The sequence below is a fragment of the Lacinutrix sp. WUR7 genome (assembly GCF_016864015.1).
GTDB lineage: Bacteria > Bacteroidota > Bacteroidia > Flavobacteriales > Flavobacteriaceae > Oceanihabitans.
On the sequence record NZ_CP045067.1, the window covers coordinates 1,771,129 to 1,797,919 of the forward strand.

The following is a 26,791-nucleotide window of genomic DNA, read 5'->3' on the forward strand; positions in this document are numbered from 1 at the left end:
CCTTTTTAATAACTATAATTTTTATATCAACATATGGATTACGGAAAAGAATTCGAAAAATTCGCAATTAAAGACCAAGGGATTAGTAGTACTTATTACAATAAGATAATTAGTAGTATGTATCCTACAAACTTGACGCCAAATATTATTGAGGAACGTCAAATGAACATCGCTATATTCGATGTGTTTTCACGTTTAATGATGGATAGAATCATCTTCTTAGGAACAGGGATTAACGATCAAGTTGCTAATATTATTCAAGCACAATTACTGTTCTTAGAAAGTACAGATGCTAATAAAGACATTCAAATTTACATCAATTCTCCAGGAGGAAGTGTATATGCTGGACTGGGTATTTATGATACCATGCAATTTATTAAACCAGACGTAGCAACTATTTGTACAGGAATGGCAGCATCTATGGGAGCTGTTTTATTATGTGCAGGAACAAAAGGAAAACGTAGTGGTTTAACGCATTCTCGTGTTATGATTCACCAACCTTTAGGTGGCGCACAAGGACAAGCTAGTGATATAGAAATTACTGCGCGTGAAATCTTAATCTTAAAAGAAGAACTTTACAATATTATTAGTAAGCATTCTGGTCAAGATTACGACAAAGTATACAACGATTCAGATCGTGATTACTGGATGAAATCTGATAAAGCGAAAGAATACGGAATGATTGATGAGATTTTAGTGAGAAGCTAAAACGAATAAATTAAAATGGAATGTCCTATTACGGCGTTGTCGAAATAGCTCCATTTTATTATATAGAAGAATTAAGGTAAAGCTTAGAAGAACTAGTGAAAACTTTTAAGCTTTATACTTTTAAACTTAAATAATGGCAAAAGAAGATTTAGAATGTTCGTTTTGTGGACGTAAAAAGCCAGAAACCAACTTATTAATTGCAGGATTAGATGCACACATTTGTGATCGCTGTATTGAGCAAGCACATGGTATTGTTATTGAAGAATCAAAACAAACCGATAACAGCGACCTTTCTGCTGAATTAGTATTGCGCAAACCAAAAAAAATTAAAGGTTTTTTAGACGAATATATCATCGGACAAGAAGCTACTAAAAAAGTAATGTCTGTTGCGGTATATAACCACTATAAAAGATTATTACAACCACCAAGTGATGATGATATTGAGATTCAAAAATCAAATATCATTATGGTTGGGCAAACGGGAACTGGTAAAACTTTAATGGCTAAAACTATTGCTAAAATGCTTAATGTGCCTTTAGCTATTGTAGATGCAACTGTTTTAACAGAAGCTGGTTATGTTGGTGAAGATGTAGAAAGTATTTTAACAAGATTACTTCAGGCTGCTGATTACAATTTGGAAAAAGCAGAAAAGGGTATTGTTTTTATTGACGAAATAGATAAAATTGCGCGTAAGAGTGATAATCCATCTATTACTCGTGATGTTTCTGGTGAAGGTGTACAACAAGCATTATTAAAGTTGCTTGAAGGTACTGTTGTAAATGTGCCGCCAAAAGGAGGACGTAAGCATCCAGACCAGAAATTTATAGAAGTAAATACAGAAAATATTTTATTCATAGCTGGAGGAGCATTTGATGGTATTGATCGTGTAATCTCTAAAAGATTAAACATGCAAGCTGTTGGTTACTCTGCTTCTATGAGTGATAATGTTGTAGATCAAAACCACTTATTACAGTATATTATTCCTAAAGATTTAAAAGACTTTGGTTTAATTCCTGAGATTATTGGTCGTCTTCCTGTATTAACATACATGGATCCTTTAGATGCTAAAACGTTAAGAGCTATTTTAACGGAGCCTAAAAATGCAATCATTAAACAATACAAGAAATTGTTTGAGATGGATGATATCGAGTTTACCATTACAGATGGTGCTTTAGATTTTATTGTCGGTAAAGCAATAGAGTATAAGTTAGGAGCTCGTGGTTTGCGTTCGTTATGTGAAGAAATTTTAACCGATGCTATGTTTGAATTGCCAGGCAGCAAAGAGAAGAAGTTAAATGTAACACAAGCTTACACAGAAGAAAAATTGACTAAAACAACGATAAAAAAATTGAAAGCAGTTTCTTAATTTTTATTTGTTGTTATACCTATAAAAGCCATTTGTAAAAAACTACAAATGGCTTTTTTTTATATCTTTAAGAATGGAATTTAAAGACACTCCAAAAATACAAACCGAAAGATTAACATTACGTGTTTTAAATATGACGGATGTAGCAATTGTTTTTGCACTTCGTTCTAATGTTGAAGTGATACAATATATCGCACGAGAACCTCTTAATTTTGCTGAAGCGGAAGAAAAAACACAAGAGATAGTAAAATATATAGATAACAACGAATCCATTTCTTGGATAATCTATCTAAATGCTGAAAATATAAAAATAGGAAGCATTTGTTTGTGGAATTTTAGCAAAGACCGAAAAACTGCTGAGGTTGGTTATGATTTATTACCAGAATACCACAATAAAGGAATCATGCATGAGGCTTTAAAAAAGGTTTTGCATTGCGGTTTTAATACATTATAATTAGAAACAATAGAGGCATTTACAAGTAAACACAATAAAGGTTCTATCGCTTTGTTAGAAAAGAATAATTTTAAAAAGGTACAAGATAGAGTCGATGAAGGGTTTCCAGATAATCTTATTTTCAGCGTAAAGCTTTAGTTTTTTTATTTTTAAAATAACGATACAATTCTATATTCATAAAAATTAGAAGCATTCCATAAATGGAATCTTCCACAGGAATGTTACTCATTCTAATTCCTAAGTTTTCCGTATTATTATACCAAACTATAGGTTGCTTCACCAAAAGGCTTCCGGTCAGAATTCCGTTGCTAATAAAGAAGAAAGGTAGAATTAAGAAATACGTCAAGTAATGGTAGGAAAGATTCACTTTCTTAATTTTTAAATAGATTAGAAAAACAGCTGTACTTAAAAAAGTAATAAAAGTATAGAGTTTTTCAAAATGAAAAAGACCAACAACAAAAAGGATAATTATAAAGAAAGAACTTAAAACCGAGGCTGTTTTCTCTATAGGATTATGGTTAATAATATGTTGTAAGGCGAAATAGGTAAAGACACAGCAATACGGAATACAGATAAAAAATAATATTTCTTCTATTGGTAAATTACCTAAATGAATTCCTGTTAAATAATCTGTGTTAAATCCCCAAACACCAATATTTGTAAAGATAGAATCCCAAATAATAAAAAGAATTGCAACCATTATATTCGCTTTAAAAAAAGATTTCCACTCTTTGTAAAAGGCATGTTTTTTATAAAAACTTGCTAAAAGAGGAATCGAGATACAAGCTAAATCTATAAAAAGATAGGTGTATGATTGCATATTATTTTTTAAAAGTGTTATGATACTTTTTCGGAACAAATAACATTCCAAAACATTCTCCTTCCTGTTTGTCTAGATGTTTATGGTGTACTTTGTGTGCTTTTCTTAAGCCAATAAGATATTTGTTTTTCGTGTTTTTAAACCATTTAAAACGTTGATGAATAAGTACATCATGAATTAAAAAGTAACTAGCACCATAAAAAAAAATACCTAAACCAATAAAAAATAGGTAATTTAAAGACGGAATAAGGCCATAGTATAAAAGTAAAATACTTGGAATGGCAAAAATCACAAAAAATGCATCGTTCTTTTCAAAGGCATGTGGATATTTTGGTTGGTGATGATCTTCGTGTAAATACCATAAAAAACCATGCATTACATATTTATGGGTAAGCCAAGTTATTACTTCCATGGAAGTAAATGTAGCTATAGTTATTAGTATGTATAGTAATATATTCATGTGGAATTGTAAGTTACTTAAACTATTAAAAAATTAAAAAGCATTTAACTTATATCGTATATACGATTTTGTAAGTATTACTAATTTTAATTGGTTTGAGATTCTAATTCTTCCGTTCCTTATTTTTTCAGAATCTGCTTTTTTTAGTTTCTTTAGTAATTTTAAATAATATCGATAGGCTATATAAACGCCAAGTCTGCTTTCTATAGGTAATTGTATAATGCCTTTATATGCTTCGTTAAAATCTTCCTCAATATCTTTTATTATTTCCTCTTTATTTGCGTTATTCAATGAATGGCTATTCAAATTAGGAAAGTAAGAACGTCCTAGGTTTTCTGTATCCTCTTTAAAATCTCTTAAAAAATTTACTTTTTGAAAAGCAGAACCCAAACGAGTTGCGGACGCTTTTAGTGCTTCAAATTTTTTATCATCATTATTCACAAAAACTCTTAAGCACATTAAACCAACAACATCTGCTGATCCATATATGTAGTTTTCGTAATCTTCTTTAGTGTTGTATTCTGTTACTTGTAAATCGGCTTCCATACGCTTTAAAAAATCTTCAGCATAGCTTTGAAGATGATACTTGAGAGCGACTTCTTGAAAGGAATTAATAATAGGATTTAAACTAATTTTTCTATCTAATGATTTTTTGTAATCTTGAACAAAATCATGGAATAATTCTTCTTGCTCGTAATCTTCAAAAGAGTCCACAATTTCATCGGCATAACGTACAAAGCCATATATCGCATAAATAGAAGGACGTATGGAAGGAGCAAATAATTTAATGCCTAACGAAAAGGATGTGCTGTAACAATTAGTAACAATCTTGCTACATTTTAGACTGGATGTATCAAATAATGCTTTCATGATTATGCTATGTTTTTTAAAATTAAGTCACTTACTATTTTACCCGAAATTAAGGAAGGAGGAACACCTGGTCCAGGAACGGTTAGTTGTCCGCAGAAATACAGGTTATCCACTTTTTTACTTTTTAGTTTAGGTCTTAGTACATGCGTTTGTGTTAGCGTGTTTGCTAAACCATAAGCGTTTCCTTTATAGGAATTGTAATCTTCTTTAAAGTCTTTTACACAATAGGATTCTTTAAATAAAATGTTGTTTTTAAGATCTTCTCCCGTGATCTTTTCTATTCTTTCTATAAGTTGCTTAAAATAATGTTCTCTTATTTCTGGCGTGTCTTCTACATCTGGAGCAATAGGAATTAAAAAGATACCAGCTTCTTTTCCATCAGGAGCAGTGGAAGCATCTGTAATACTTGGAAAACTTGCATAAAACAAAGGTTTCTCGGCCCATTCTTTAGTGTCGTATATCGTTTTGGCGTGTACATCAAAATCGGTATCAAAAAATAAGGTATGATGTGAAACGTCTTTTAGTTTTTTATTAAAACCTACATAAAATAATAATGCAGAAGGCGCAAAGGTTTTCTTGTTCCAATAACTTTCGGAATATTGTCTTAGTTCTTTTGGAAGTAAGGTTTCTGTATGATGGTAATCTGCACCACTTAATAGTATATCACATGGCATTACGCCTTGTTTAGTACTAACGCTTACTACTTTTTTATTTTCGATGTTTATGTTGTCAACAGCGCAATCTGTTATTGTTTTTACACCAAGACTTTCAGATAGTAATGTCATCGCTTTAACAACTTCGTACATACCACCTTCTGGATGCCAAGTACCCAATTTGAAATCGGCATAATTCATAAAATTGTAAAAAGAAGGCGTATTACTTGGTTTTGCACCAAGAAACAGCACAGGGAATTCTAATATTTTTTGTAGTTTTTTGTTTTTTACATAACCTGTTACTTGTTTTTTTATGGTTGAAATAAATTCCGATAGCTTTAAAATGGTTTTACTATTTATTATTTCAAAAACATGTACTCCTGGTTTGTACACTAAATCCTTAATGGCAATATTGTAGTTTTTTTCCGCCTTGTCAATAAATTGTTGTAACTTATTTCCACTTCCTTTTTCAATATTTTCGAAGGTATTTTTAATATCTTCAAAGTTATCAGAAATACTAATCGAATCTTTTTCACCAAAATAAATTTGATACGCTGGGCTTAATTTGTTGAGTTTATAATAGTCTTTTGTCGAGGTGTTGAAATCGTTAAAAAAACGTTCAAAAACGTCTGGCATCCAATAAAAGGTTGGTCCAATGTCAAAAATAAAACCATCTTTTTTTAATTGCCTTGCTCTTCCGCCAACCGTTTTGTTTTTCTCTAAAATAGTTACATCAAACCCTTTACTTGCTAAATAACAGGAAGCAGATAAGGATGAAAACCCAGAACCAACAATTATAATTTTTTTTGAACTCATTTTGTGTTTTTAATTTAATAAACCGACAACATAATTGCGTTGTCGGTTTATTAATTCAACCAATTATAGGGCGATTGGTTTATTTTAGTTGTTAATCATTACTTTATTAATAACGTGTATTACACCGTTTCCAGCTTGCACATCTACTGCTATAATACCTATATCTGTTGCTCCAGAGCCATCTGTAATGTCTGCAATATTGGTTCCAGAACCAGGTAGTGTAATCGTGATGTTATCTCCTTCTAATGTAGCCGCAGTAGTATCACCAGGATTATTTAACATACTAGAGGTGATGTTAGCTTCTTTAATTACGTGGTGTAATAATACTTGCGTTAAAGGTCCTTCTGCAGGAATTGCAGCTAAAGCATCAAAAGCATCATTTGTTGGTGCAAATACCGTAAAATTAGGATCTATAGTGTCTGCGTTTCCAGTTGCTGTTCTCGATAATATGCTAGCAAAATCTGTTGCAGGAGTTAAAGTTGTTAAAGCAGTAACAAGTGTAGAAAAAGTTGAATCTGCTAAAGCAAAAGTAACTACAGTAGGTATGTCAATTACAGTATCTACTGCATGAATAATTCCGTTAGTACCCACAACATCTGCTTGGGTTACTGTAGATATGCCATTAAACATTACGCCATTTGAAGTATTATAATATAAACTTAAAGCATTCCCTCCAGGACCACTAGCACCTGTGTTTGCATATCCAGCTCCGGCATCTACTAAAGCAGTGGAAGTATTTGTAGAACCAATTATTACATGATTCAATAATATTTGAGAAAGTACAGCAGTATCTACATTAGCTAAAGGAGTACCATCTAAAAAGGTGCTAAATGCAGCATCATCTGGCGCTAAAACAGTAAATGGTCCAGTACCACTAAGTACATTTACTAGGTCACCATCAGCAGCTCCTAAAGCAGCAACTAAATTGGAGAAAGCTGGATTTGCAACTGCATGATCTACTACACTTGGTAATCCTAGTACAGCATCTATGATATGTACTGTTCCGTTAGAAGCATCTGCATCTGCGGTAGTTACTGTTGCAACGTTATTAAACATCACACTTCCAGATGCATCAAAATAGATGCTAATATTTAATCCATCTGCTCCACTTGCGCTTCCTGATGTGTAACCAGAACCCATAGCTACTAAATCACTAGAAGCAACATCGGTCATGATTACATGATTTAGAAGTACTTGAGATAATATATCTGTTGGTACATCCTCAAGAGATGCAAATCCGTTTGCAGATAAGAATGATGCGAAAGCAGCATTTGTTGGTGCTAAAACTGTAAATGGTCCGTTTCCGCTTAAAACAGTCGTTAAGTTTCCATCTGCTCTAGTAAGGGCGGCGACTAAAGAGCTTAAGTCTGGCGTTGCTTGCGCTAGTTCTACTATGTTTGGAGTAGGTGTTGCGTTGCTTGAATTGTCATCGTCATTACTACAAGATGTTGTTAATAATGATAGACTAAAAATTGCGATAAAAAAAAGTTTCGTTTTCATAATTGTCTAATTTAATTGTTTATAACTTAGACAAATATATGAATAAATTTATAGTTGTCAAATAAATTTAAATAAAAGTTGGACAAAATAAATTTACGTCATTCTTTAATTTAACTTTTTTTGTTTAACTTTGACTTATAAATAATTAGACAATGAGTAAATACACAATGGCACAAATTGTGACTTTAACAGGAATAAAAGCGCATACCTTACGGAAATGGGAGACTAGATATAGTTTTTTAGATCCAGAGCGGACGGATACTAATATTAGGTATTATTCAGATAGTCAATTGAAAAAGTTATTGAATATCAGTGTGTTGACTAGAAATGGATATCGGATTTCTAAAATTGATAAAATGTCGGATGTGGAAATTCATGAAATCATTGCAGAGAGCATTATAAAAGGGAATTATGAAGATGAAATAAGTGCGCTAGTTATTAGTATGCTGGATTTGGATGAAGAAGCATTTAATGAAATATTGAGAACGCAAATTGTTAAAAAAGGACTTTTAGCTACCACTACAGAACTTATTTATCCATTTTTAAATCGGGTGGGAGTACTTTGGGGAATTAATAAAGTATTGCCAGCGCAAGAGCATTTTATTTCTAATTTAATTAAGAAAAAGATGTTTGCTTCTATAGATTTGCTTCCTTATCCTCACCAAGGGGCTCCTAATATACTGATGTTTTTAACAGAAGAGGAACACCATGAAATTGGACTTTTACTTGCGTATTATATAGCAAGAGAGATGGGCTGGAAAGTATATTATTTAGGTCAAAATGTACCTATTGAAAATATTAAGCAAGTTATTGAAGAAGTAAAACCAGAATTAATGTTGTCTATGTTTATAACACCAACGGAAGCATCTGTTTCCAGTAAAATAGATGCTATATTAAAACAAGGAGATGTTCCGCTTCTAGTTTCTGGAAATCCAATTGGTTTAGAGGGTGTTATGGAAAATAAAAGGGTGCAATACTTATCACATCCCGACGAACTAATCCAAATATTAAAAAATAAAAAACCCAAGTAAATTTACTTGGGTTTTTATTTATGGACGATAATTAATACTACATTATTAGTATATGGATATCGATTAATAGCAAGGCTAAAGTAGTTCTAATTTATTTAATAATTAGCTGTTTTAGACAAAGTATAACTTATACTCGTTGTAAGAAAATAGATTGTTTTTTTCTTCGATTAACTACAACTATACATTCAACTTTAGCAACTCTTCTATATAATCTCTAGTATTAGAAAGTCTAGGTATTTTGTGTTGCCCACCAAGTTTGTTGTTCTGCTTTAACCAATCGTAAAATAGTTTTTCTCTAGCAACGTGAACGGTTGGTTTGTTGAGTGTTAAGTTATTGTAACGTTTCGCTTCATAATCCGAATTTAAAGATTTTAAAGCATTGTCAAACAATTCGTTAAACATGTGAATGTCTTTAGGAGGTGTTTTAAATTCTATTAGCCATTCATGCGCACCTTTTTCTCTACCTTGCATAAAAACGGGAGCTGCTGTATAATCTATAATTTCAGCCCTAGTTTTTTTACAAACCGTTTTTAATGCGTCTTCGGCATTTTCAATAATTAGCTCTTCACCAAAAACATTAATATGATGTTTTGTTCGTCCGGAAACCTTTATTCTATATGGTTTGGTAGAAGTAAAACGAACGGTATCCCCAATTTTATAGCGCCATAATCCAGCATTAGTAGTAATAAGAATCGCGTAGTTTTTTCCAATTTCAACTTCGGCAAGCGGAATGATTTTTTCACTAGTACTTCCATAAGTATCCATAGGAATGAATTCGTAAAAAATACCGTAATCTAACATTAATAGCAGCTCACTAGAATTGTTTTGATCTTGGATTGCAAAAAATCCTTCCGAAGCATTATAGATTTCATAATACTTAAAATTGCTTTTAGGTAAAATATTTTTGTATTGCTCTTGGTAAGGTGTGAAACTTACACCACCATGAAAATAAACTTCTAGGTTTGGCCAAACTTCATGTAAGTTATTTTTGCCTGTAGTTTCTAAAACATTGTTTAATAAAACTAACATCCAAGAAGGTACACCAGCAAGACTGGTTACGTTTTCGTTAATGGTTTCGTCTACAATGGCTTGCATTTTATGTTCCCAATCACTCATGAGCGAAACTTTGTTGCTTGGCGTGCTACTAAATTCTGCCCAGAAAGGCATGTTATCAATCAAAATTGCGCTTAAATCACCAAAAGCAGTTCCGTTTTCTTTATAAAGTTCTTTGCTGCCACCAAGACGTAAACTTTTTCCTGTAAAGAGTTGTGAGTCTTCATTGTTATTTAAATACATACAAAGTAAATCTTTACTTGCTGCATAGTGACAGTCTTCTAAAGAGTCGGTGCTCACCGGAATAAATTTACTTTTTGCATTTGTGGTTCCGCTAGACTTGGCAAACCATTTAATTGGTGTTGGCCAAAAAATATTGTTTTCTCCATTTCTAGAACGCTCAATACTTGGTTGAAAGTCTTCGTAAGTAGAAACAGGAACACGTTCTGCGAATTGTCTGTAATTTTTTATAGAAGCAAAATCGTATTGCTTACCAATTTCGGTATCTTTTGCTGTATCTATAAGATCTAATAGTAATTCGGTCTGTACTTCGTTGGGGTATTTTAAAAACAATTCGATTTGATGAAATCGTTTTTTTAAAAACCAGGAAGCAATAGAATTGACTATAGGAATTGCCATATTTATATTATCTTTAAGAAGTTTAAAAATAAGACTTTTTTTTATGTTCTACCAAGGTGTTTTAACAAAAATGATAACCGAATTTACGCAGCCTATTCAATATTATTTAGTATTTGAAAGTGATTTCTTGAATATGAACCAGTTGTTGGGCAAAACGTTACATATAAAGTTTGTGAAATACCAATGTTTACACTGTGGTTTAAATAAGGAGATTTACAGACAAGGATTTTGTAAGAGCTGTTTTTTTGATATTCCGCAAGCTGCAGATTGGATTATACGTCCAGAGTTAAGTAAGGCACATTTAGATGAGGAAGATCGAGATTTAGCATACGAAAAGAAGGTACAGTTACAACCACATATTGTTTACTTGGCTAATTCTAGTAATGTAAAAGTTGGTGTTACCAGAAAAGGACAAGTGCCAACACGTTGGATAGATCAAGGTGCTCATGAAGCTATTGAAATTGTAGAAGTGCCAAATAGGTATTTAGCAGGAATTACGGAGATGGCTTTAAAAGATCATGTTGCAGACAAGACCAATTGGCGAACCATGTTAAAAAATGAAATTGCAGATGAAGATTTAGTGGTTTGGCGAGAACGCTTAAAACAATATATACCAGATGAGGCGCAACAGTATTTTATAGAAGATAATGCCGAAACAAATATCGAGTTTCCGGTGTTGCAATATCCATTAAAACCTAAAAGTTTAAATATTAAAAAACAAGGAAGTTATTCTGGGAAGCTTGTAGGTATAAAAGGACAATACCTCATTTTTGAAGATCAAACCGTTTTTAATATAAGATCTAATGAAGGTTTAGTTGTAGAGATTGGCGTAGATTAAAACAAACGAAAAAACACGCTTTTTATTAAAAGCGTGTTTTTTGTATATATTAAAAAAGAAGTAACTACTAAATATCTTCAGCGTCTCTTAATCCTTGGATGTAAGATGCTTTTTGTACTTGTCTTCTACGTTTTACAGATGGCTTAGTGAAAAACTGGTTTTCTCTTAAGTTTTGCATAACTTTCACATTTCTGTGTTTACGCTTGTAACGTTTTAAAGCACGTTCTATATTTTCTCCTTCTTTTATTTCTATTCTTAACATAATGAATCTTTAATTGTGGATGCAAAAGTAAATTAAATATTCATATTTTATAATATTTATTCACTTTTTTTTTCTTCTTTTTTACTTAATCGAATCTTTTGTAGTTTCTTTCTTCTTTTTCCCTCCAAAAAGTCCGCCTAAAATGTCTTTTACACCATCTTCAACAGTAGGTTTTTTAGGGGCTGTTTCTGTGTTTGTCGTATCGGCGGTATTAGTGTTTGTACTGTTTCCTCCTATAATACCTCCAAGTACATCTTTAATTGGATTATTGGTTTGTGTTTTTGTGGAATCGTTTTTAGGTTTGGTTCCACCTAAAGCATCTCCAATTAAATCTTGCAATTGTTGTGTCCCTTGATTTAAAAGTTTTTGCTTTTGTATCTCAATAAGCTGTTTTGTTAAATTGGTAACACCGCTAGTTAAATCTGTTTTAACGGTTGGAGCAGTAAAAGTACCACCAATTGTTGCTGTTACAGGAATAGTTATCTTATCTACGGCAGGATCGTTTATTTTACCAATAAGTTGATTGACTTCACTTCCTAGGTATTTAGCAGGAACTTGTAAAACGGCATTGTAAGCCATGCTTTTATCAAAACCATGAGATCCATCTACAGTAATATTGATATCTTTGTATTTGATATCAAAAGGTTTTACGTTTACTTTTCCGTCTTTAAAATCTAATTTTGTTTTAAGGTCTTTTAAATCTAGTTTATCAAAATCGATAAAGCTAAATGCACCATTTAGTTTACTTAATAAAGGAGCATTTTCGGAAGAAATATTTGTAGTTAATAACTCTGCAATTGCATTTCCAGAAACCGAAGCTAAATCTGGTGAAAATTCTTCATCTAAGGCACCAGAAAGATTAATGGTTGTGTTTAGTTTTCCTTGTAAAATTTTTGCAATAGGCGCTAAACTTTGTAGTAATTCTAATTCTTTAAAAGATTGCGAGATGTCAAAATTAGCAATACCAAGATTCATATTAAAAAGTGGTGTCTTGTTTTTTGTGTCCACCAAACCAGAGATGGCTAAATCACCATCAAAAATATTGGTTGTTAGATTTTCTAAATTGGCTTGTTCGTTTTTTATTTTAAGAGACCCTTTTACGTTTTTAAGGGTTAGGTTATCATATAAAACTGTTTTTGCATCCGCTTGAATACTGCAATCTAAAAATGCTGGAATTTTAAGAGATGCTTCCTCTGTAGTTGTTTTGTTTTTGGTAGCTGTTTCTGTTTCAGCAACCATAAAGTCGTTTACCGCAAAAGTATTCGACTTTACATTAAAGTTTCCTTTTAATTTACCGTCACTAAGTAAAAAACCTAATAGGTTGTTAATGGTTCCTGTTGCGTTTATGTCACTAGTTCCTGTTCGTGCATCAAAACTGTTTAGGGAAACGGTTCCAGGATGAAAAGTAATATCTGCTTTACTAATATGAATCGGATTTACAATATCTTCTCCAGAAAAGATGAAATCAGTAATACCTACTGTACCATTATTTTTAATACGTTGGTATGTGTTTGTTTCTATAGCATTCATGTCAAAAGAAGTATTTAACTTTGCTTTTAAAATTCCGCTTAATTCTTTTTCTAAAGTTACAGGATACGCTTTGGTGATGTTTGCTAGATTTAAAACACCATCAATGTCGGCGTTTACAAACATGTTTTTAGTGATGTTTTTTAGAGTTGCAGATGACTTAAAGATGTCTTCGTCTATTTTAAAGTTTAAAGCTTTTATATCCACATAGGTATTGTCTACGTTTCCGTCATCGTTTTTTACCGATGCATTTATGATGATGTTTTCTACACTTTTTGGTAAGTCCGGATATTTAAACGAAGCATTATTAGAGGTCACCTTAATATCTAAATGCGGAATGGTGGTATCGCTACTTAGTCCTTTTATAATTCCTTTTACTTTAAAGGTTCCTGTAGTTGCTACATCTTCTATGTTTTTTGAATATGCTTCAGGAACAATGGCTAGGAAGTCTTTGAAATCGGAACCCGTATTTTCAAAAGAAATATCAATATCCTGACCTTCATCTACCATTTGCACATATCCTTGAAAAGCTAGCGGTAGCTGATTGATAATCGCTTTATTTTCTTTAAAAGTGTATTTGCTATTTTCTAAATCTAGACCAATTAAGGCATCTAATTTAATAGTGTTGTTGTTTAAATATTGTGTGCTGTCTAGTTTTAAACTGACTCTAGCTTCTGTATTGGTATCTAACTGAGAAACATCACCAGAAAAAGTTCCTTTTCCAGAATGATTCAATTCTGTGATATAAAAAGTAACGTTCGATTTTTCGTCTAAATAGGTGAAAGCACTATTGTTTATAGCGTAATCTTCTATGTCTAAGGTAAATCCTTTTTCATCTGCAGAAGCTTCTGTATTTTGGTTTTCTTTTTGCTTTACAATATCATAATTTACATCGCCAAGTTTGTTTGTTTTTAAAGTCAGTAATGCTTCATTTACATTTATGGCGTTTATAATTATAGGTCCTTCGTCTGCAGTTTTAAATAATTCTTTTATAGACATATTAAAAGTAATGGACTTCGCTGTGGCAAAAGTTTCGTCTTTAAAAGGAGCGAAATTAGTAATTACTAAATCGTCTACACTAACATGCGCTTGCGGAAAACTGCTTAAAAAGCTAAGGTTTACATCGCTAAATTCTACTTTAGCATTCATGTTTTCGTTTATAAAACGTTTTACCATATCCTTAATTTGCGATTTAAACATAAAAGGAATGGCAACTAAAAGTGCCACAATAATAAGTAAAGTAATACCAATAATTTTTAAGGCTTTCTTCATAAAAAAATACAAATTAGTTTGTGCAAGTATTTACGTAATAATACAATGTTTAGATGTTGCAAAGATAGGCTTTAGTATAAGTTTAGCATTTAAAGTAAATCTATTTCTTCGTTAGTTTTTAAATTAAAACGTTTTCTAAAAAGATAGACGCCTAAGTATAAAAAAGGCGTGTCAAAAATAGCGATGAGCACTTTAAAAATAAATCCTGCAGCTAACAATCCCGCAAATTTATCCCAAGCTATAATATGAAAAGAGCATAGTAATATTAAAATGGTAAAAGTATCTACAAACTGAGAGAAAAAGGTGGAGAAGTTATTTCGCAACCATAAATGTTTTCCTTTGGTGACTCTTTTCCAGAAATGGTAAATCTGAATATCTATTAATTGTGCAAATAAGTAAGCCATCATACTAGCAAAAACAGCAATTGCTGTGCTTCCAAAAACAGTGGTGAATAATTTGTTGTCTACTGGCGACCAACTTGTAGCTGGTGCTGCATTGGCGACATAAACAATTAGCATGGAAAAAAAGGAAGCGAAAATTCCAGCGATAACAATATCGTTGGCTCGCTTTTTTCCGTAAATTTCACTTATTAAATCGGTTACTAAAAAAGTAATAGGGTATGGTAAAATACCTACTGAAATCTCAAATAACTTCGATCCAAAAATTTCTACATTTACAGGGTACCAATAAAAAAATTTTTGAAATATTAAATTAGAAACCACTAACGAAGTTATAAATAGAGCACCTAAAAACAGGTAAATACGTTGTGCAGCAAGTTTATCTTTTAATGTCATAATGTTTCCAATGTTGGCAGGAATCTAAATTTTGTTAATGTTTATTAGTTTCATATTCTATCTGTCGTATTTAATGAATTCAGATTAGACAAGTTTCCGCTCAAAAACTTTTTAGATTAAATTGTGAATAAATAGCTAAGATAAATATAAAGCATTAAAAATTGTTTTACTTATTTTGCACGAACGCATCTTCACTTTTTGTTTTAGTCATTTCATAGGAACAAAAAAGAGGAGATTCGTTAAATAACTTATGAGCCAACCAAAAAAAGCATACATTTCTTTAGGAAGCAACCAAGGCGACAAATTTAAAAATTTGCAAAACGCTATTGATTGTATTCACGAACAAGTTGGTAATATTAAAATTATTTCTAAGGTCTATAAAACACCAGCTTTTGGTTTTGAAGGCGAGGCGTTTTATAACACTTGCTTAATTCTAGAAACCGAATTTAAAGCAAGTAAGCTTTTAAAGATTCTATTAGATATTGAAAAGCAATTAGGAAGAGTTCGCTCTAAAAAGGAAGGGTATGAATCTAGAATTATAGATTTAGATATTATTTTTTATGCGGATGAAGTTATAGATACGAAATCGTTGCAAATTCCGCATCCAGAAATGCATAAGCGTAAGTTTGTATTGCAGCCTTTACATAATATAACTTCGCAAATGAAGCACCCCGTTCTAGGGAAGGAAGTTAGTGTTTTGTTAGAAGCATGTGAAGATACTAGTGTTTTAGAACCCGTAAATATTTGGTTGAAAAACCCAAGTAAGCAATATGACTTTTCTAAGTATAATTTTATTGCAATTGAAGGAAATATTGGTGCAGGGAAAACGAGTTTAACCAATAAAATGGCGCACGATTTTAATGCAAAACTTATTTTAGAACGCTTTGCTGACAATCCGTTTTTACCCAAATTTTATAAAGAACCTAAGCGTTATGCGTTTACTTTAGAGATGTCCTTTCTTGCAGATCGTTACCAACAAATTAGTGACGATTTATCGCAATTAGATTTATTTAAGGATTTTATTGTTAGCGATTATGATGTTTTTAAGTCGTTAATATTCTCTAAAATCACCTTGCCAGAAGACGAGTTTAAATTGTATAGAAAACTCTTTTATCAAGTATATAAAGATATAGCAAAGCCAGATTTATATGTGTATTTATATCAAAATACCGAAAGACTTCAGGCAAATATCAAGAAAAGAGGTAGGAATTACGAGAAAGATATCGAAAACGATTATCTGGACAAAATCAATTCGGGATATTTAGAATTTTTAAAAGAACAAACCGAATTGAATATTAAAATCATTGATATTTCAAATAAAGACTTTGTGAAAAACAGAGCAGACTACCTTTGGTTGTTAGATAGGATTTGTGAGTGATTATTTGTATTTTTCTAGATATCTGTAATTTATGAAGCTTACCAGTTATTTACTATTTTCATTTCTTAGTTTTTTTACTACAATAATAATTGCACAAAACAAATCTGTAGATTCTGTGATTACTGCTTTACAAAAAGACCAATTGTTTTTCGAAAAAGTATTTATTCATACCAATAAAAGTGAATATAATAATGAAGATACTATTTGGTTTAAGGCTTATGTTACTTCAAACGAGAATAAACCTTCATTAAAAACAACATTGCTTTATGTTAGTTTGTTTTCTGCGACAGGAGATTTAATAGAAACTCAAAATATTTTAATTAATGAAGGAGTTGGAATAGGGCAATTTGAATTGTTTGGTGCTTTAAAATCTGGAGATTATTATATTCAAGCAAATACCAATTATATGAGAAATTTTGGTAATGAAAATACATTTGTTACTAAAGTTAAAATTGGCAATGTTGTAAAAATAATGCGTAATAGAAGTAACGACTTATTTGATATACAACTCTTTCCGGAAGGAGGTTATTTGCTAGAAGATGTAAAAAATGTAGTTGCAATTAAAGTTTTAGTAAACGGAAAAGGATCTAGTTATTCGGGTAAAATAATGGATTCTAAAAACAATGAAATAGTTCAGTTTAACAACGAATATTTGGGTATGAGTACCTGCGAATTTTATTATAAAGCATCTGAAAAATATAAAGCTATTATAAAAATAAACGACACCATTTTAAAGCTAGATGTTCCAAAAGCAAAGCCTACAGGTTTGAGGTTAAAAATATTAAATACAGATATCAATATGTTAAATATTGAACTTCAAACAAACAAAAACACACTTAATAATTTAAATGACAATTTCAGTATTTTATTTCATCAGAATAATAAGCTTATTGATCGTGTAGATGTTACACTTAAAGATACATTAACAACAGAATTAAAGATACAGAAGGAAGGCTTTTTTAATGGTGTAAATACAGTAACAGTTTTTAAAAATAGCATCCCAATATTGGAACGGAAGTTTTTTGTTCAAAAAGTCAATAATAAAATAGCTATAAAAATTGAAGAACAACTAAAAGAAAAAGACTCTATAGTTTATAATTTACATGCAGTAAGCAAGGCTAATTTAAGTGTTTCAATTTTGTCAAATCAAATAGATTATCAAGAAAACACCAATATTGAATCTGCCTTTTTATTAACACCTTACATAAATGGTTTTATAGAAAATCCTTCGTATTATTTTAATGAAGGAAACAGTAAGAGGTATAAGTATTTAGACTTGTTATTGTTAACACAGGGTTGGACGCAATATAATATTTCAGAATATATAGATACTGTAAATCCAAAATACAAATATGATTTTGAAATAGGATTTAAATTGTCAGGAAAAGTAAGCCCTTTAGTCTCTAATAACATGGTGTTAATTAATAACGCCAACCAAATAGCAGTTAGATTATTTTTGAATGGAAAAACAGAATTCAGCTTCAAAAACCTTGTTGTTTACAAAGGCGATTCTATAAAGGTTTCATTTATTAAACCAAATCAAGAAATTGTAAAACCGAGAAATATTTATTTTGATACTTTGAAGGTAAAAAAGCAAGAATTAATAAATAATGTTTCAAAAACAAGTGGTTTTTTTAAAACTGTAAAAAAAGAAGCATTACTAGAAAGTATTAATCAAACCGATATTTACTGTCAGGCCATTACTGAATTAGACACCGTAAATCTTAAAAATAGAATACGAAGCAAACAATTTTTAACAGACAAAAAATTTAATGATAAATATAGAAAATATGATTTTCATATTGGTGGGTACTATAAATTAGATGTTCCTGAATGGTATTTAATAAACGACGATAATTTAGGAGGTTTTTTAAGAAGTGAAAAAGGATTAGAAAAAAGAAATACTGGCGGTAATTATTACTTAGTAGCTTCAAGCGAAGGTTATGGATTGTCTATTGATGGAAAAGAAATAACACCAATAAATGAAGGTTTATCATTACCTTCAGCTTTATCTATTAACATGAATGATATTGAGGTAATTGCTTTTCAGTCTAAACACATAAAAAGGGGATTTCCTTATATTTTAGTAGTTACTACAGATAATTACAAAAAAGGTATAAAAGAATTATATAAAAAGCATTTCTTTACCCAAGGTTTTAATCGATCTAAAAAATACTATACACCAATTCAAGATTTTAATATTTTAAGGGAAACCCAAGAAATAGATTGGAAGCCAATAGTGAAAACAAACGAATTAGGCGAAACTCAAATAAGAATTAAAAAACAACAACAAGATTATTCTTTTTATATTCAAGGGTTTACAGAAAACGGTGAGCTAATTAATGAAATAATTAGTTTTGAATAAGAAAACAGATGATTGTCAATACAGAGCAGACTACCTTTGGTTGATAGATAGGATTTGTGAGTAATGATTTTTATTGCTCTTAATTCCTTTCGGAAGGATAGCTTTATATCTTCTGAAGCTTACTAAAAACATCCCAAACCACAACACCACAACTCACCGAAATATTAAGGGAATGCTTGGTTCCAAATTGAGGGATTTCAATAACCACATCACTTTTTGAAACTACATCTTGTGCAACACCTTTAACTTCATTGCCAAAAACTAGCGCGTATTTATGGTTAGCTTCCGGTGTAAAATCGTTTAGCATCGTTGCGTTTTCCGCTTGTTCAATCGCGCATATTTTTACGTTTTCGTTTTTTAGCTTTTCAACAACATCTAAAGTGTTTTCCGCATATTCCCAAGCAACAGTGTCTGTGCTTCCTAAAGCTGTTTTGTGTATGTCTTTATGTGGTGGCGTAGCGGTAATTCCGCAGAGATAAATTTTTTCAACTAAAAAAGCATCACTAGTTCTAAATACAGAGCCAATATTGTTTAAGCTTCTAATATTATCTAAAATGATACTAATAGGTGTCTTTGCCGAAGTTTTAAAATCTTCAACACTTAATCGATCTAGTTCGTTATTTTTTAGTTTTCTCATATTGCAAATATTCAAAAAAAAACTTCCTTATAAAAAAGGAAGTTTTAAAGTTATCAAAAAAAAAGAAATTAAATATTCTTGTCTTCTATTGGTTTTGGTTTCACCTTTCCTTTAATGTGTATTACTTTTTTAGGAGCATTTACAGCGTTAGAAGTTAGTGTGATACTTTTAGAAAAAGATCCAGTTCTGTCTGTTGCATAACGTACGCCAATAACAGAAGATTCACCAGGAGCAATAGCTTGTTTTGGCCATGTTGGGACTGTGCATCCGCAAGAACCTTTCGCATTTGTTATTACTAGAGGTGTCGTACCTGTATTTGTAAAGGTAAACTCCCTATTTCCATCCGAGCTGTTTTCAATAGTACCATAATCTATGGTTTCTGATTCAAACTCAATTTTTGCGCCATCTTCATTAGCTACTGTTTTTGCTTCACTAGCTTTTGTGGTGTTTTGAGCCATTCCTACTGTTGTCATTGCTAGCATAGCAAAACTTAATAAAATTGCTTTTTTCATAATTTATAATGGTTTGATTTAAAATATGTATACCAAATTTAGTAAAACATTATATTTCTAGTGCTACAATTTAGTTTTTAACTTTATTTTATAACAACTATTAATTTGACTAAATTCGCAATGAAATGAATTTTTACTAAAAATAACATCTACCCTTGGCAAAAAAAGAAAAGAAAGTAACCCCTTTAATGAAGCAGTATAATGCTATAAAAGTGAAGCATCCAGATGCTTTATTATTATTTCGTGTTGGTGATTTTTATGAAACCTTTGGTGCAGATGCTATTAAAACCGCAGGTATTTTAGGAATTATTTTAACCAAACGAGGCGCAGGAAGCGAAAGCGAAATTGAACTTGCAGGCTTTCCGCATCATTCTTTAAATACCTATTTACCAAAATTAGTAAAAGCTGGTGAGCGTGTTGCTATTTGCGACCAATTAGAAGATCCTAAGCTAACCAAAAATATTGTAAAAAGAGGTGTTACCGAACTTGTAACTCCTGGAGTTGCGCTTAATGATGAGGTTTTAGTCTCTAAATCGAATAACTTTTTATGTTCGGTTTATTTTGAAAAAAGTAAAATAGGAATTTCCCTTTTAGATGTATCTACTGGTGAGTTTTTAACTTCACAAGGAAATGCAGAATATATAGATAAGTTACTTCAAAATTTTAGTCCGAGTGAAGTATTAGTGTCCAAACAGAAGAGAACGCTATTTAATGAAACTTTTGGTGCCGACCTCCATACTTTTTATTTGGAAGATTGGGTATATCAAACCGATTATGCAAACGAAACTTTAATTAAGCATTTTAATACAAAAACATTAAAAGGTTTTGGTATTGCCGATTTGCATGAAGGAATTATAGCTTCTGGTTCGATTTTGCATTATTTAAGCGAAACACAGCATAATAAATTACAACATATTACTTCTGTTTCTAGAATTGCAGAAGACGATTATGTTTGGATGGACCGATTTACCATTCGAAATTTAGAACTGTATAACTCGACCAACAATAATGCAGTGACACTTTTAAATGTTATTGATAAAACCATTTCTCCAATGGGAGGACGTTTATTAAAGCGCTGGTTGGCCTTACCATTAAAGAATGTTGAGAAAATAAAACAGCGTCATGAAGTGGTAGATTTCTTTACTAAAGATAAAACGACGCTTCAGAAAATACAGAATCACATCAAGCATATTGGGGATATAGAAAGATTAATCTCTAAGGTGGCAACTGCAAAGGTAAATCCTAGAGAGGTTATTCAGCTTAAGAATTCTTTGGAAGCAATATTGCCAATAAAAGTATTATCGTCTAATTGCGATAATGAATCTCTCAAGATTATTGGTGACAAATTACAAAGCTGTGATATACTTCGTGAGAAGATTAAAACGATGCTTAATGAAGAAGCTCCTGTTAATGTTTTAAAAGGAAGCACTATTGCGTTAGGATTTTCTGAAGAATTAGATGAGCTTCGTGCCTTGTCTACTTCTGGTAAAGATTATTTGAATAAGATGTTACAACGTGAAAGTGAGCGTACCGGAATCACTTCGCTTAAAATAGCATCTAACAATGTATTTGGTTATTATATAGAAGTACGAAATACGCATAAAGATAAAGTCCCAGAAGAATGGGTTAGAAAGCAAACCTTAGTAAATGCAGAAAGGTATATTACGGAAGAACTTAAAGAATACGAAACTAAAATTTTAGGTGCCGAAGAAAAAATTCTAGCCATAGAACAAAAGTTGTTTGCTGAATTGGTTACTTGGATGAATCAATACATAAAACCGGTACAACAAAATGCGTATTTAATTGGTCAGTTAGATTGCTTGGCTGGTTTTGCACAATTAGCAAAAGATAATAAGTACATCTATCCGGTTATTGATGATTCTCATGATTTGGAAATAAAAGATGGTCGTCACCCAGTAATTGAAAAACAATTACCAATTGGTGAGCCTTATATTGCGAATGATGTGTTTTTAGATAGAGATGCACAACAGATGATTATGATTACTGGTCCAAATATGTCTGGTAAGTCGGCTATTTTGCGTCAAACCGCATTAATAGTACTCTTGGCTCAAATGGGAAGTTTTGTTCCTGCAAAAGCCGCTAGAATTGGTTTAGTAGATAAAATATTTACTAGAGTAGGAGCGAGTGATAATATTTCGATGGGAGAATCTACATTTATGGTAGAAATGAATGAGACCGCTTCTATTTTGAATAATATTAGTAATCGAAGTTTAGTCTTGTTAGATGAAATAGGAAGAGGAACAAGTACCTACGATGGTATTTCTATAGCTTGGGCAATTAGCGAGTATTTGCATGAGCATCCTGCAAAGCCAAAAACACTTTTTGCGACACATTATCATGAGTTAAATGAAATGACCGAAACATTTACTAGAATAAAAAACTACAATGTTTCTGTAAAAGAACTAAAAGATAATGTTTTGTTCTTGCGTAAGCTCGTTCCTGGCGGAAGTGAGCATAGTTTTGGAATTCACGTAGCTAAAATGGCTGGAATGCCACAGCAGGTAATACATCGTGCTAATAAAATATTAAAGAAATTAGAAAAATCACATTCTAGCGAAGAACTTACCGATAAAGTAAAATCGTTAAAAGATGAAATGCAATTGAGTTTCTTTAATTTAGACGATCCATTGCTAGAAGAAATTAAAGAAGAGATTTTAGATATTGATATTGATACACTTACGCCTGTAGAAGCGTTGATGAAACTTAACGAAATAAAACGAATGTTGGTGAAGAAAAAGGAGGTCTGAAAAAAAAAATAATATTTTTTCAAAAAAAGCTTTGCAATTCATAGATTTATTTTAAATTTGCAACCGCAATAGCAATATTGCACGTTCTTACAAAAGACTGCGAAAGTAGCTCAGGGGTAGAGCATCACCTTGCCAAGGTGGGGGTCGCGGGTTCAAATCCCGTCTTTCGCTCTGAGACTTTCATTATAATATACCAAGCGATATTTAAAATATCGTTTCCTGCTGAAGTGGTGGAATTGGTAGACACGTTGGACTTAAAATCCAATGTCCATTAGGACGTACGGGTTCAAGTCCCGTCTTCAGTACAGATGAAAAGCCGAAACGAAAGTTTCGGCTTTTTTGTTTTAAAAATCTACGGAAAGCTTGCTTTCAAGTATATTTTTAAAACAAAAAATCAATCCAATCTTTTGGATTGGCTTTTCTCAACATGTTGAAACAGGGACTCGACGCAGTCAATTCCCGTTTTCATACAAAAGCCTTTCTTTTCTGTAAAGCTTTTGTGTTTTAAAAATTTAAGTAAAATTTAATTTCAAGAGTATTCTTTAAGTAAAAGAGCAATCCTGTTTTATGGATTAGTTCTTCTCTAAGCTAGGATAAGGGACTCGACGCAGTCAATTCCCGTCATAAACAAAAAAGCCTTAGAGAAACGTAAGGATTTTTTGTTATAAAAATTCATTTGATTTTTAATTTCAAGAGTATTCTTTAAGTAAAAGAGTAATCCTGTTTTATGGATTAGCTCTTCTCTAAGCTAGGATAAGGGACTGGACGCAGTCAATTCCCGTTTTCAACACAAAAGCCTTACATTTCTGTAAGGCTTTTGTGTTTTCCGGTATTTCAATTTTAAATATAAGCACAAAAAAAAGCCTTCATAGATATGAAGGCTTTTTAAATTTAAGTCTGATAATTAGTGACCAGCTTTAGCTTTTAAATCTTTTGCTTTGTCAGAAACTGCATCAGCAGCTTTGTCTACAGCGTTTCCAGCAGCATCTTTTGCGTCACCAGCAGCTTTTTCAACAGCGTCTACAGCATTTCCAGCAGCATCTTTTGCAGAGTCAGCAGCGTCTTCAATTGCATTTCCAGCAGCATCAACAGCATTACCTGCAGCGTCAACAGCAGAATCAGCAGCACCTTCAACAGCGTCTCCAGCATCTTCTAAAGCTTCACCTGTTGCGTCAGCAGCATTTTCTAGTGCATCACCAGTAGCTTCAGCAGCGTTTTCTACAGCATCTCCAGCCGCGTCAGTTTTTTCTTTTACTTCTCTACAAGATGTAAACGATACGCTTAATGCTAATAATAAAGCAGCGCTAAATAATAATTTTTTCATTAGTAATAGTTTTAGTGTTAATTTTCAATATTACGAAAGTAACAACTTCCTGTTAAAATTCGCACTAGTTTGTTAAAATTTTTAACATAATCGTTATTCAGGTAAATTTATTAGTCTATTTACGTATATAACGAATGATTTGGATGACTGCCTCCTTATTTTTTTTAATATAATTAAAGTTTTGGGCTCCAGATCGCTCTCTCTTTTCTTTATTTTTAATCAATTCGTCTAAAGTTAAGGCTAGTTCTTCTTTGTTTTTTACCGAAAATATACCTCCTTCTTCTAACATGGCATAAGCTTCAGGGAATTTTTTGTAATTTTTGCCAATTAGTACAGGTATACCAAAAACAGCAGGTTCTAATGTGTTGTGTAAACCTGTATTGCCCATTGCACCTCCAACATAAGCAATATCTGCATAGCTGTAGGTTTTAGACAATAAACCAATAGTATCCATTATAAAAACCATGGATTTAGAGATGTCTTGGTTTTCTTTTTCAGAATACTTAATGCTTGGTACTTGCAGTTGTTTAATAAAACGATCAATTTGTGCACTTTTAATATTATGAGGTGCAATAATGAATTTAAGTTTTTCGGAAGCGTTTTTATTGATATAATCTATTAAGATATTTTCGTCTTCCGGCCAAGTGCTTCCTGCAACAATGCATAAACTATCTTGTTTGAAATCTTCAATAAAAGCTAAGGTGTTGTTTTGTGATAACTGACTATAAACACGATCAAAACGGGTATCTCCAGAAACGGTAACCTTATTATAGCCTATGGTGTGCAATAGGGTTTTGGAAGTTTCATTTTGCGTGAAAATATGATCGAAAGCAAATAACGCATTTCGTTGTTCTTTTCCGTAGAATTTGAAAAAAGAATGATTAGGTCTAAAAAGCGCAGCTATTAAAATGGCTTTTAATTGACGTTTTTTTATTTCCTTTAAAAAATTTGGCCAAATATCATACTTTACAAATACGGTTAAATCCGGATTTACAAGATCCATGAAATTTTTAGCATTTTTCTTAGTGTCTAAAGGAAGGTAGACAACAATATCTGCTATTTCTGTGTCTTTTCTTATTTCATAACCAGAAGGCGAAAAAAAAGTAAGCACAATTTTATGATTCGGATAAAGCTTTCTAATTTCTTTAAAAACGGGAAGTCCTTGTTCGTATTCTCCCAAGGAGGCACAATGAAACCAGATACAAGTATCCGTTTTTAAAATATTGTTTTTTAAAACTGCGAATGTTTGTTTTCTTCCTTGGACACCTTTATTAATTTTGGTGTTAAATAGGGCTACTCCTTTTAAAACAAGAGAAGTTAAAGAAATAAGTATGTTATAAATGAAACCCAATAGTTTTTGTTTATTGCTAAAATACATTTCTTTTAAATTATATACATATCTAGTATTTAATAAATTATTTATTATTCAGTAATCTTCATTGTTAAACAGTATGGTTTTTTGTAAATTCGTGAGATATAATGCCCCTAAATGTTATGTTTAGGTTTCAAAATTTAAGAAGGTGAAAAAAATTCAAATGGTTGACCTTAAAGGTCAATATGCAGGTATAAAAGATATAGTTAATCCAACTATTCAAGAAATAATAGATAACGCATCATTTATTAATGGACCAAAAGTTCATGAATTTCAGAAAAACTTAGAAGAATATTTAGGTGTAAAACACGTTATCCCTTGTGCCAATGGTACAGATGCATTGCAAATAGCAATGATGGGTTTAGGTTTAAAACCAGGAGATGAAGTTATTACAGCCGACTTTACATTCGCTGCAACTGTTGAAGTAATCGCATTATTGCAATTAACTCCAGTTTTAGTAGATGTAGATCCAAACGACTTTAATATTAGTGTAGATGCGATTAAAAAAGCAATAACACCAAAAACAAAAGCGATAGTTCCTGTGCATTTATTTGGACAATGTGCCAATATGGAAGCAATCATGAAACTTGCCGAAGAACATAATTTATACGTTATAGAAGATAATGCACAAGCAATTGGTGCTACATATACCTATAGTGATGGCAAAAAGGCTAAAGCAGGAACTATGGGGCATATTGCTTCTACTTCCTTTTTTCCTTCCAAGAACTTAGGCGGTTATGGTGATGGAGGAGCAATTTTTACTAATGATGATGCTTTGGCACATACCATTAGAGGAATTGTAAATCACGGCATGTACGAACGTTATCATCATGATGTCGTGGGAGTGAATTCAAGGTTAGATTCTATTCAAGCAGCTGTGTTAAATGCTAAATTACCACATTTAGATACGTATAATAAGGCGAGACAATCTGCCGCAAGAAAATACAGTAAAGCTCTAGAAGGGATCGCTAGTATTACAACACCGCAGGTTTCTAAAACATGTGGTGCAATTTGCGAAGATTGTGATTGTCACGTTTTTCATCAATACACGTTAAAGCTAAATAATGTAGATAGAGATGGCTTAGTAAAGTTTTTAAATAGCCATGATATTCCATGTGGTGTGTACTATCCAATTCCGTTACACAACCAAAAAGCGTATCAAGATACCAGATATAACGAAGCAGATTTTCCGGTTACTAACCAATTGGTAAAAGAAGTCATTTCTTTACCAATGCACACCGAGTTAGACGATGAGCAAATACAGTTTATCACCGATAAGATTAAAGAGTTTATAACAAATAATTAGAGCGTTACCGCAAGGGTCAGGCTGTACACTTAAATCTTTTTTTGCCATATAGGCAAGCAAAAAAAG

Annotated in this window: 22 protein-coding genes and 2 tRNA genes; 11 read left to right on the top strand and 13 right to left on the bottom strand. The window is 31.8% G+C overall.

The features are described 5' to 3' along the window. Positions 1-33: 33 nt before the first annotated feature. The 3 genes from clpP (at position 34) to FG167_RS07780 (ending at position 2,528) form a co-directional block, all read left to right on the top strand. Positions 34-708, top strand: coding sequence for an ATP-dependent Clp endopeptidase proteolytic subunit ClpP (clpP, locus tag FG167_RS07770; RefSeq protein ID WP_055443725.1), 675 nt, complete (start codon positions 34-36; stop codon positions 706-708). Positions 709-841: 133 nt separating this feature from the next. Beyond that, positions 842-2,074 (top strand): ATP-dependent Clp protease ATP-binding subunit ClpX, encoded by a 1,233-nt coding sequence (clpX, locus tag FG167_RS07775; protein WP_203460845.1) that lies wholly within the window; start codon positions 842-844, stop codon positions 2,072-2,074. Between the two features lie 73 nt (positions 2,075-2,147). Beyond that, positions 2,148-2,528 (top strand): GNAT family N-acetyltransferase, encoded by a 381-nt coding sequence (locus tag FG167_RS07780; protein WP_239004462.1) that lies wholly within the window; start codon positions 2,148-2,150, stop codon positions 2,526-2,528. Positions 2,529-2,649: 121 nt separating this feature from the next. On the opposite strand, the gene FG167_RS07785 is transcribed toward FG167_RS07780, so the two are convergent. From FG167_RS07785 to FG167_RS07805, 5 genes are all read right to left on the bottom strand, one after another. Beyond that, positions 2,650-3,348, bottom strand: a complete 699-nt coding sequence (locus FG167_RS07785) for a lycopene cyclase domain-containing protein (RefSeq protein WP_203460846.1) — start codon at positions 3,346-3,348, stop codon at positions 2,650-2,652. 1 nt (position 3,349) lies between these two features. Further along, positions 3,350-3,808 carry a sterol desaturase family protein gene (locus FG167_RS07790; protein ID WP_203460847.1) on the bottom strand — a complete coding sequence of 153 codons (459 nt, stop codon included), beginning with the start codon at positions 3,806-3,808 and terminating at the stop codon, positions 3,350-3,352. Between the two features lie 33 nt (positions 3,809-3,841). Continuing rightward, complete coding sequence (locus tag FG167_RS07795; protein WP_203460848.1) at positions 3,842-4,678, bottom strand: squalene/phytoene synthase family protein; 837 nt, start codon at positions 4,676-4,678, stop codon at positions 3,842-3,844. A 2-nt stretch (positions 4,679-4,680) separates the two neighbouring features. Further along, a complete protein-coding gene (locus tag FG167_RS07800) occupies positions 4,681-6,147 on the bottom strand; it encodes an NAD(P)/FAD-dependent oxidoreductase (protein ID WP_203460849.1) in 1,467 nt (488 codons plus the stop codon). An 84-nt stretch (positions 6,148-6,231) separates the two neighbouring features. Then, positions 6,232-7,647, bottom strand: a complete 1,416-nt coding sequence (locus tag FG167_RS07805) for a fasciclin domain-containing protein (protein WP_203460850.1) — start codon at positions 7,645-7,647, stop codon at positions 6,232-6,234. A gap of 152 nt (positions 7,648-7,799) precedes the next feature. Here FG167_RS07805 and FG167_RS07810 point away from each other — a divergent pair, with 152 nt between their 5' ends. Beyond that, complete coding sequence (locus FG167_RS07810; RefSeq protein ID WP_203460851.1) at positions 7,800-8,678, top strand: MerR family transcriptional regulator; 879 nt, start codon at positions 7,800-7,802, stop codon at positions 8,676-8,678. Positions 8,679-8,855: 177 nt separating this feature from the next. Here FG167_RS07810 and FG167_RS07815 read toward each other — a convergent pair whose 3' ends face one another. Beyond that, the gene (locus FG167_RS07815) at positions 8,856-10,370 is read right to left on the bottom strand and encodes a GH3 auxin-responsive promoter family protein (RefSeq protein ID WP_203460852.1); all 1,515 of its coding nucleotides are present in this window, start codon (positions 10,368-10,370) and stop codon (positions 8,856-8,858) included. A 43-nt stretch (positions 10,371-10,413) separates the two neighbouring features. Here FG167_RS07815 and FG167_RS07820 point away from each other — a divergent pair, with 43 nt between their 5' ends. Continuing rightward, positions 10,414-11,208: a DUF2797 domain-containing protein gene (locus FG167_RS07820; RefSeq protein WP_203460853.1), complete on the top strand. Its 795-nt coding sequence runs from the start codon at positions 10,414-10,416 to the stop codon at positions 11,206-11,208. 67 nt (positions 11,209-11,275) lie between these two features. On the opposite strand, the gene rpsU is transcribed toward FG167_RS07820, so the two are convergent. The 3 genes from rpsU to FG167_RS07835 form a co-directional block, all read right to left on the bottom strand. After that, positions 11,276-11,470 (bottom strand): 30S ribosomal protein S21, encoded by a 195-nt coding sequence (gene rpsU, locus FG167_RS07825; RefSeq protein WP_055443717.1) that lies wholly within the window; start codon positions 11,468-11,470, stop codon positions 11,276-11,278. 81 nt (positions 11,471-11,551) lie between these two features. Continuing rightward, the gene (locus FG167_RS07830) at positions 11,552-14,269 is read right to left on the bottom strand and encodes an AsmA-like C-terminal region-containing protein (protein ID WP_203460854.1); all 2,718 of its coding nucleotides are present in this window, start codon (positions 14,267-14,269) and stop codon (positions 11,552-11,554) included. Positions 14,270-14,358: 89 nt separating this feature from the next. Further along, a complete protein-coding gene (locus FG167_RS07835; protein ID WP_203460855.1) occupies positions 14,359-15,063 on the bottom strand; it encodes a queuosine precursor transporter in 705 nt (234 codons plus the stop codon). Positions 15,064-15,313: 250 nt separating this feature from the next. Between FG167_RS07835 and folK the strand changes: the two genes are divergently transcribed. Together folK and FG167_RS07845 are read left to right on the top strand one after the other, a co-directional pair. Beyond that, positions 15,314-16,441 (top strand): 2-amino-4-hydroxy-6-hydroxymethyldihydropteridine diphosphokinase, encoded by a 1,128-nt coding sequence (folK, locus tag FG167_RS07840; RefSeq protein WP_203460856.1) that lies wholly within the window; start codon positions 15,314-15,316, stop codon positions 16,439-16,441. A gap of 31 nt (positions 16,442-16,472) precedes the next feature. Further along, the gene (locus tag FG167_RS07845) at positions 16,473-18,806 is read left to right on the top strand and encodes a hypothetical protein (RefSeq protein WP_203460857.1); all 2,334 of its coding nucleotides are present in this window, start codon (positions 16,473-16,475) and stop codon (positions 18,804-18,806) included. A 103-nt stretch (positions 18,807-18,909) separates the two neighbouring features. On the opposite strand, the gene FG167_RS07850 is transcribed toward FG167_RS07845, so the two are convergent. Then, entirely contained in the window at positions 18,910-19,443 is a 534-nt protein-coding gene (locus FG167_RS07850; protein WP_203460858.1) for an RNA methyltransferase, read from the bottom strand. Between the two features lie 68 nt (positions 19,444-19,511). Further along, positions 19,512-19,955: a DUF1573 domain-containing protein gene (locus tag FG167_RS07855; RefSeq protein WP_203460859.1), complete on the bottom strand. Its 444-nt coding sequence runs from the start codon at positions 19,953-19,955 to the stop codon at positions 19,512-19,514. A 155-nt stretch (positions 19,956-20,110) separates the two neighbouring features. On the opposite strand from FG167_RS07855, the gene mutS reads away from it, so the two are divergent. From mutS to FG167_RS07870, 3 genes are all read left to right on the top strand, one after another. Then, complete coding sequence (gene mutS / locus FG167_RS07860) at positions 20,111-22,723, top strand: DNA mismatch repair protein MutS (protein WP_203460860.1); 2,613 nt, start codon at positions 20,111-20,113, stop codon at positions 22,721-22,723. 99 nt (positions 22,724-22,822) lie between these two features. Further along, positions 22,823-22,894: transfer RNA gene (locus FG167_RS07865), tRNA-Gly, on the top strand. 50 nt (positions 22,895-22,944) lie between these two features. Then, a tRNA-Leu gene (locus tag FG167_RS07870) sits at positions 22,945-23,028 on the top strand. A gap of 599 nt (positions 23,029-23,627) precedes the next feature. Here FG167_RS07870 and FG167_RS17415 read toward each other — a convergent pair. Continuing rightward, complete coding sequence (locus tag FG167_RS17415; RefSeq protein WP_239004463.1) at positions 23,628-24,047, bottom strand: hypothetical protein; 420 nt, start codon at positions 24,045-24,047, stop codon at positions 23,628-23,630. A 115-nt stretch (positions 24,048-24,162) separates the two neighbouring features. Then, positions 24,163-25,398: a 3-deoxy-D-manno-octulosonic acid transferase gene (locus FG167_RS07880; RefSeq protein ID WP_203460861.1), complete on the bottom strand. Its 1,236-nt coding sequence runs from the start codon at positions 25,396-25,398 to the stop codon at positions 24,163-24,165. 184 nt (positions 25,399-25,582) lie between these two features. On the opposite strand from FG167_RS07880, the gene FG167_RS07885 reads away from it, so the two are divergent. Further along, entirely contained in the window at positions 25,583-26,725 is a 1,143-nt protein-coding gene (locus tag FG167_RS07885; RefSeq protein WP_203461079.1) for a DegT/DnrJ/EryC1/StrS aminotransferase family protein, read from the top strand. The last annotated feature ends 66 nt before the right edge of the window (positions 26,726-26,791 follow it).

Coding starts and splice junctions, on each gene's coding strand:
- clpX (WP_203460845.1), top strand. CDS start 842: ATGGCAAAAGAAGATTTAGAATGTTCGTTTTGTGGACGTAAAAAGCCA.
- FG167_RS07830 (WP_203460854.1), bottom strand. CDS start 14,269: ATGAAGAAAGCCTTAAAAATTATTGGTATTACTTTACTTATTATTGTG.
- rpsU (WP_055443717.1), bottom strand. CDS start 11,470: ATGTTAAGAATAGAAATAAAAGAAGGAGAAAATATAGAACGTGCTTTA.
- FG167_RS07780 (WP_239004462.1), top strand. CDS start 2,148: ATGGAATTTAAAGACACTCCAAAAATACAAACCGAAAGATTAACATTA.
- FG167_RS07790 (WP_203460847.1), bottom strand. CDS start 3,808: ATGAATATATTACTATACATACTAATAACTATAGCTACATTTACTTCC.
- FG167_RS07785 (WP_203460846.1), bottom strand. CDS start 3,348: ATGCAATCATACACCTATCTTTTTATAGATTTAGCTTGTATCTCGATT.
- FG167_RS17415 (WP_239004463.1), bottom strand. CDS start 24,047: ATGAAAAAATTATTATTTAGCGCTGCTTTATTATTAGCATTAAGCGTA.
- FG167_RS07795 (WP_203460848.1), bottom strand. CDS start 4,678: ATGAAAGCATTATTTGATACATCCAGTCTAAAATGTAGCAAGATTGTT.
- FG167_RS07810 (WP_203460851.1), top strand. CDS start 7,800: ATGAGTAAATACACAATGGCACAAATTGTGACTTTAACAGGAATAAAA.
- FG167_RS07805 (WP_203460850.1), bottom strand. CDS start 7,647: ATGAAAACGAAACTTTTTTTTATCGCAATTTTTAGTCTATCATTATTA.
- FG167_RS07850 (WP_203460858.1), bottom strand. CDS start 19,443: ATGAGAAAACTAAAAAATAACGAACTAGATCGATTAAGTGTTGAAGAT.
- clpP (WP_055443725.1), top strand. CDS start 34: ATGGATTACGGAAAAGAATTCGAAAAATTCGCAATTAAAGACCAAGGG.
- FG167_RS07855 (WP_203460859.1), bottom strand. CDS start 19,955: ATGAAAAAAGCAATTTTATTAAGTTTTGCTATGCTAGCAATGACAACA.
- FG167_RS07885 (WP_203461079.1), top strand. CDS start 25,583: ATGGTTGACCTTAAAGGTCAATATGCAGGTATAAAAGATATAGTTAAT.
- folK (WP_203460856.1), top strand. CDS start 15,314: ATGAGCCAACCAAAAAAAGCATACATTTCTTTAGGAAGCAACCAAGGC.
- FG167_RS07800 (WP_203460849.1), bottom strand. CDS start 6,147: ATGAGTTCAAAAAAAATTATAATTGTTGGTTCTGGGTTTTCATCCTTA.
- FG167_RS07815 (WP_203460852.1), bottom strand. CDS start 10,370: ATGGCAATTCCTATAGTCAATTCTATTGCTTCCTGGTTTTTAAAAAAA.
- FG167_RS07845 (WP_203460857.1), top strand. CDS start 16,473: ATGAAGCTTACCAGTTATTTACTATTTTCATTTCTTAGTTTTTTTACT.
- FG167_RS07820 (WP_203460853.1), top strand. CDS start 10,414: ATGTTCTACCAAGGTGTTTTAACAAAAATGATAACCGAATTTACGCAG.
- FG167_RS07835 (WP_203460855.1), bottom strand. CDS start 15,063: ATGACATTAAAAGATAAACTTGCTGCACAACGTATTTACCTGTTTTTA.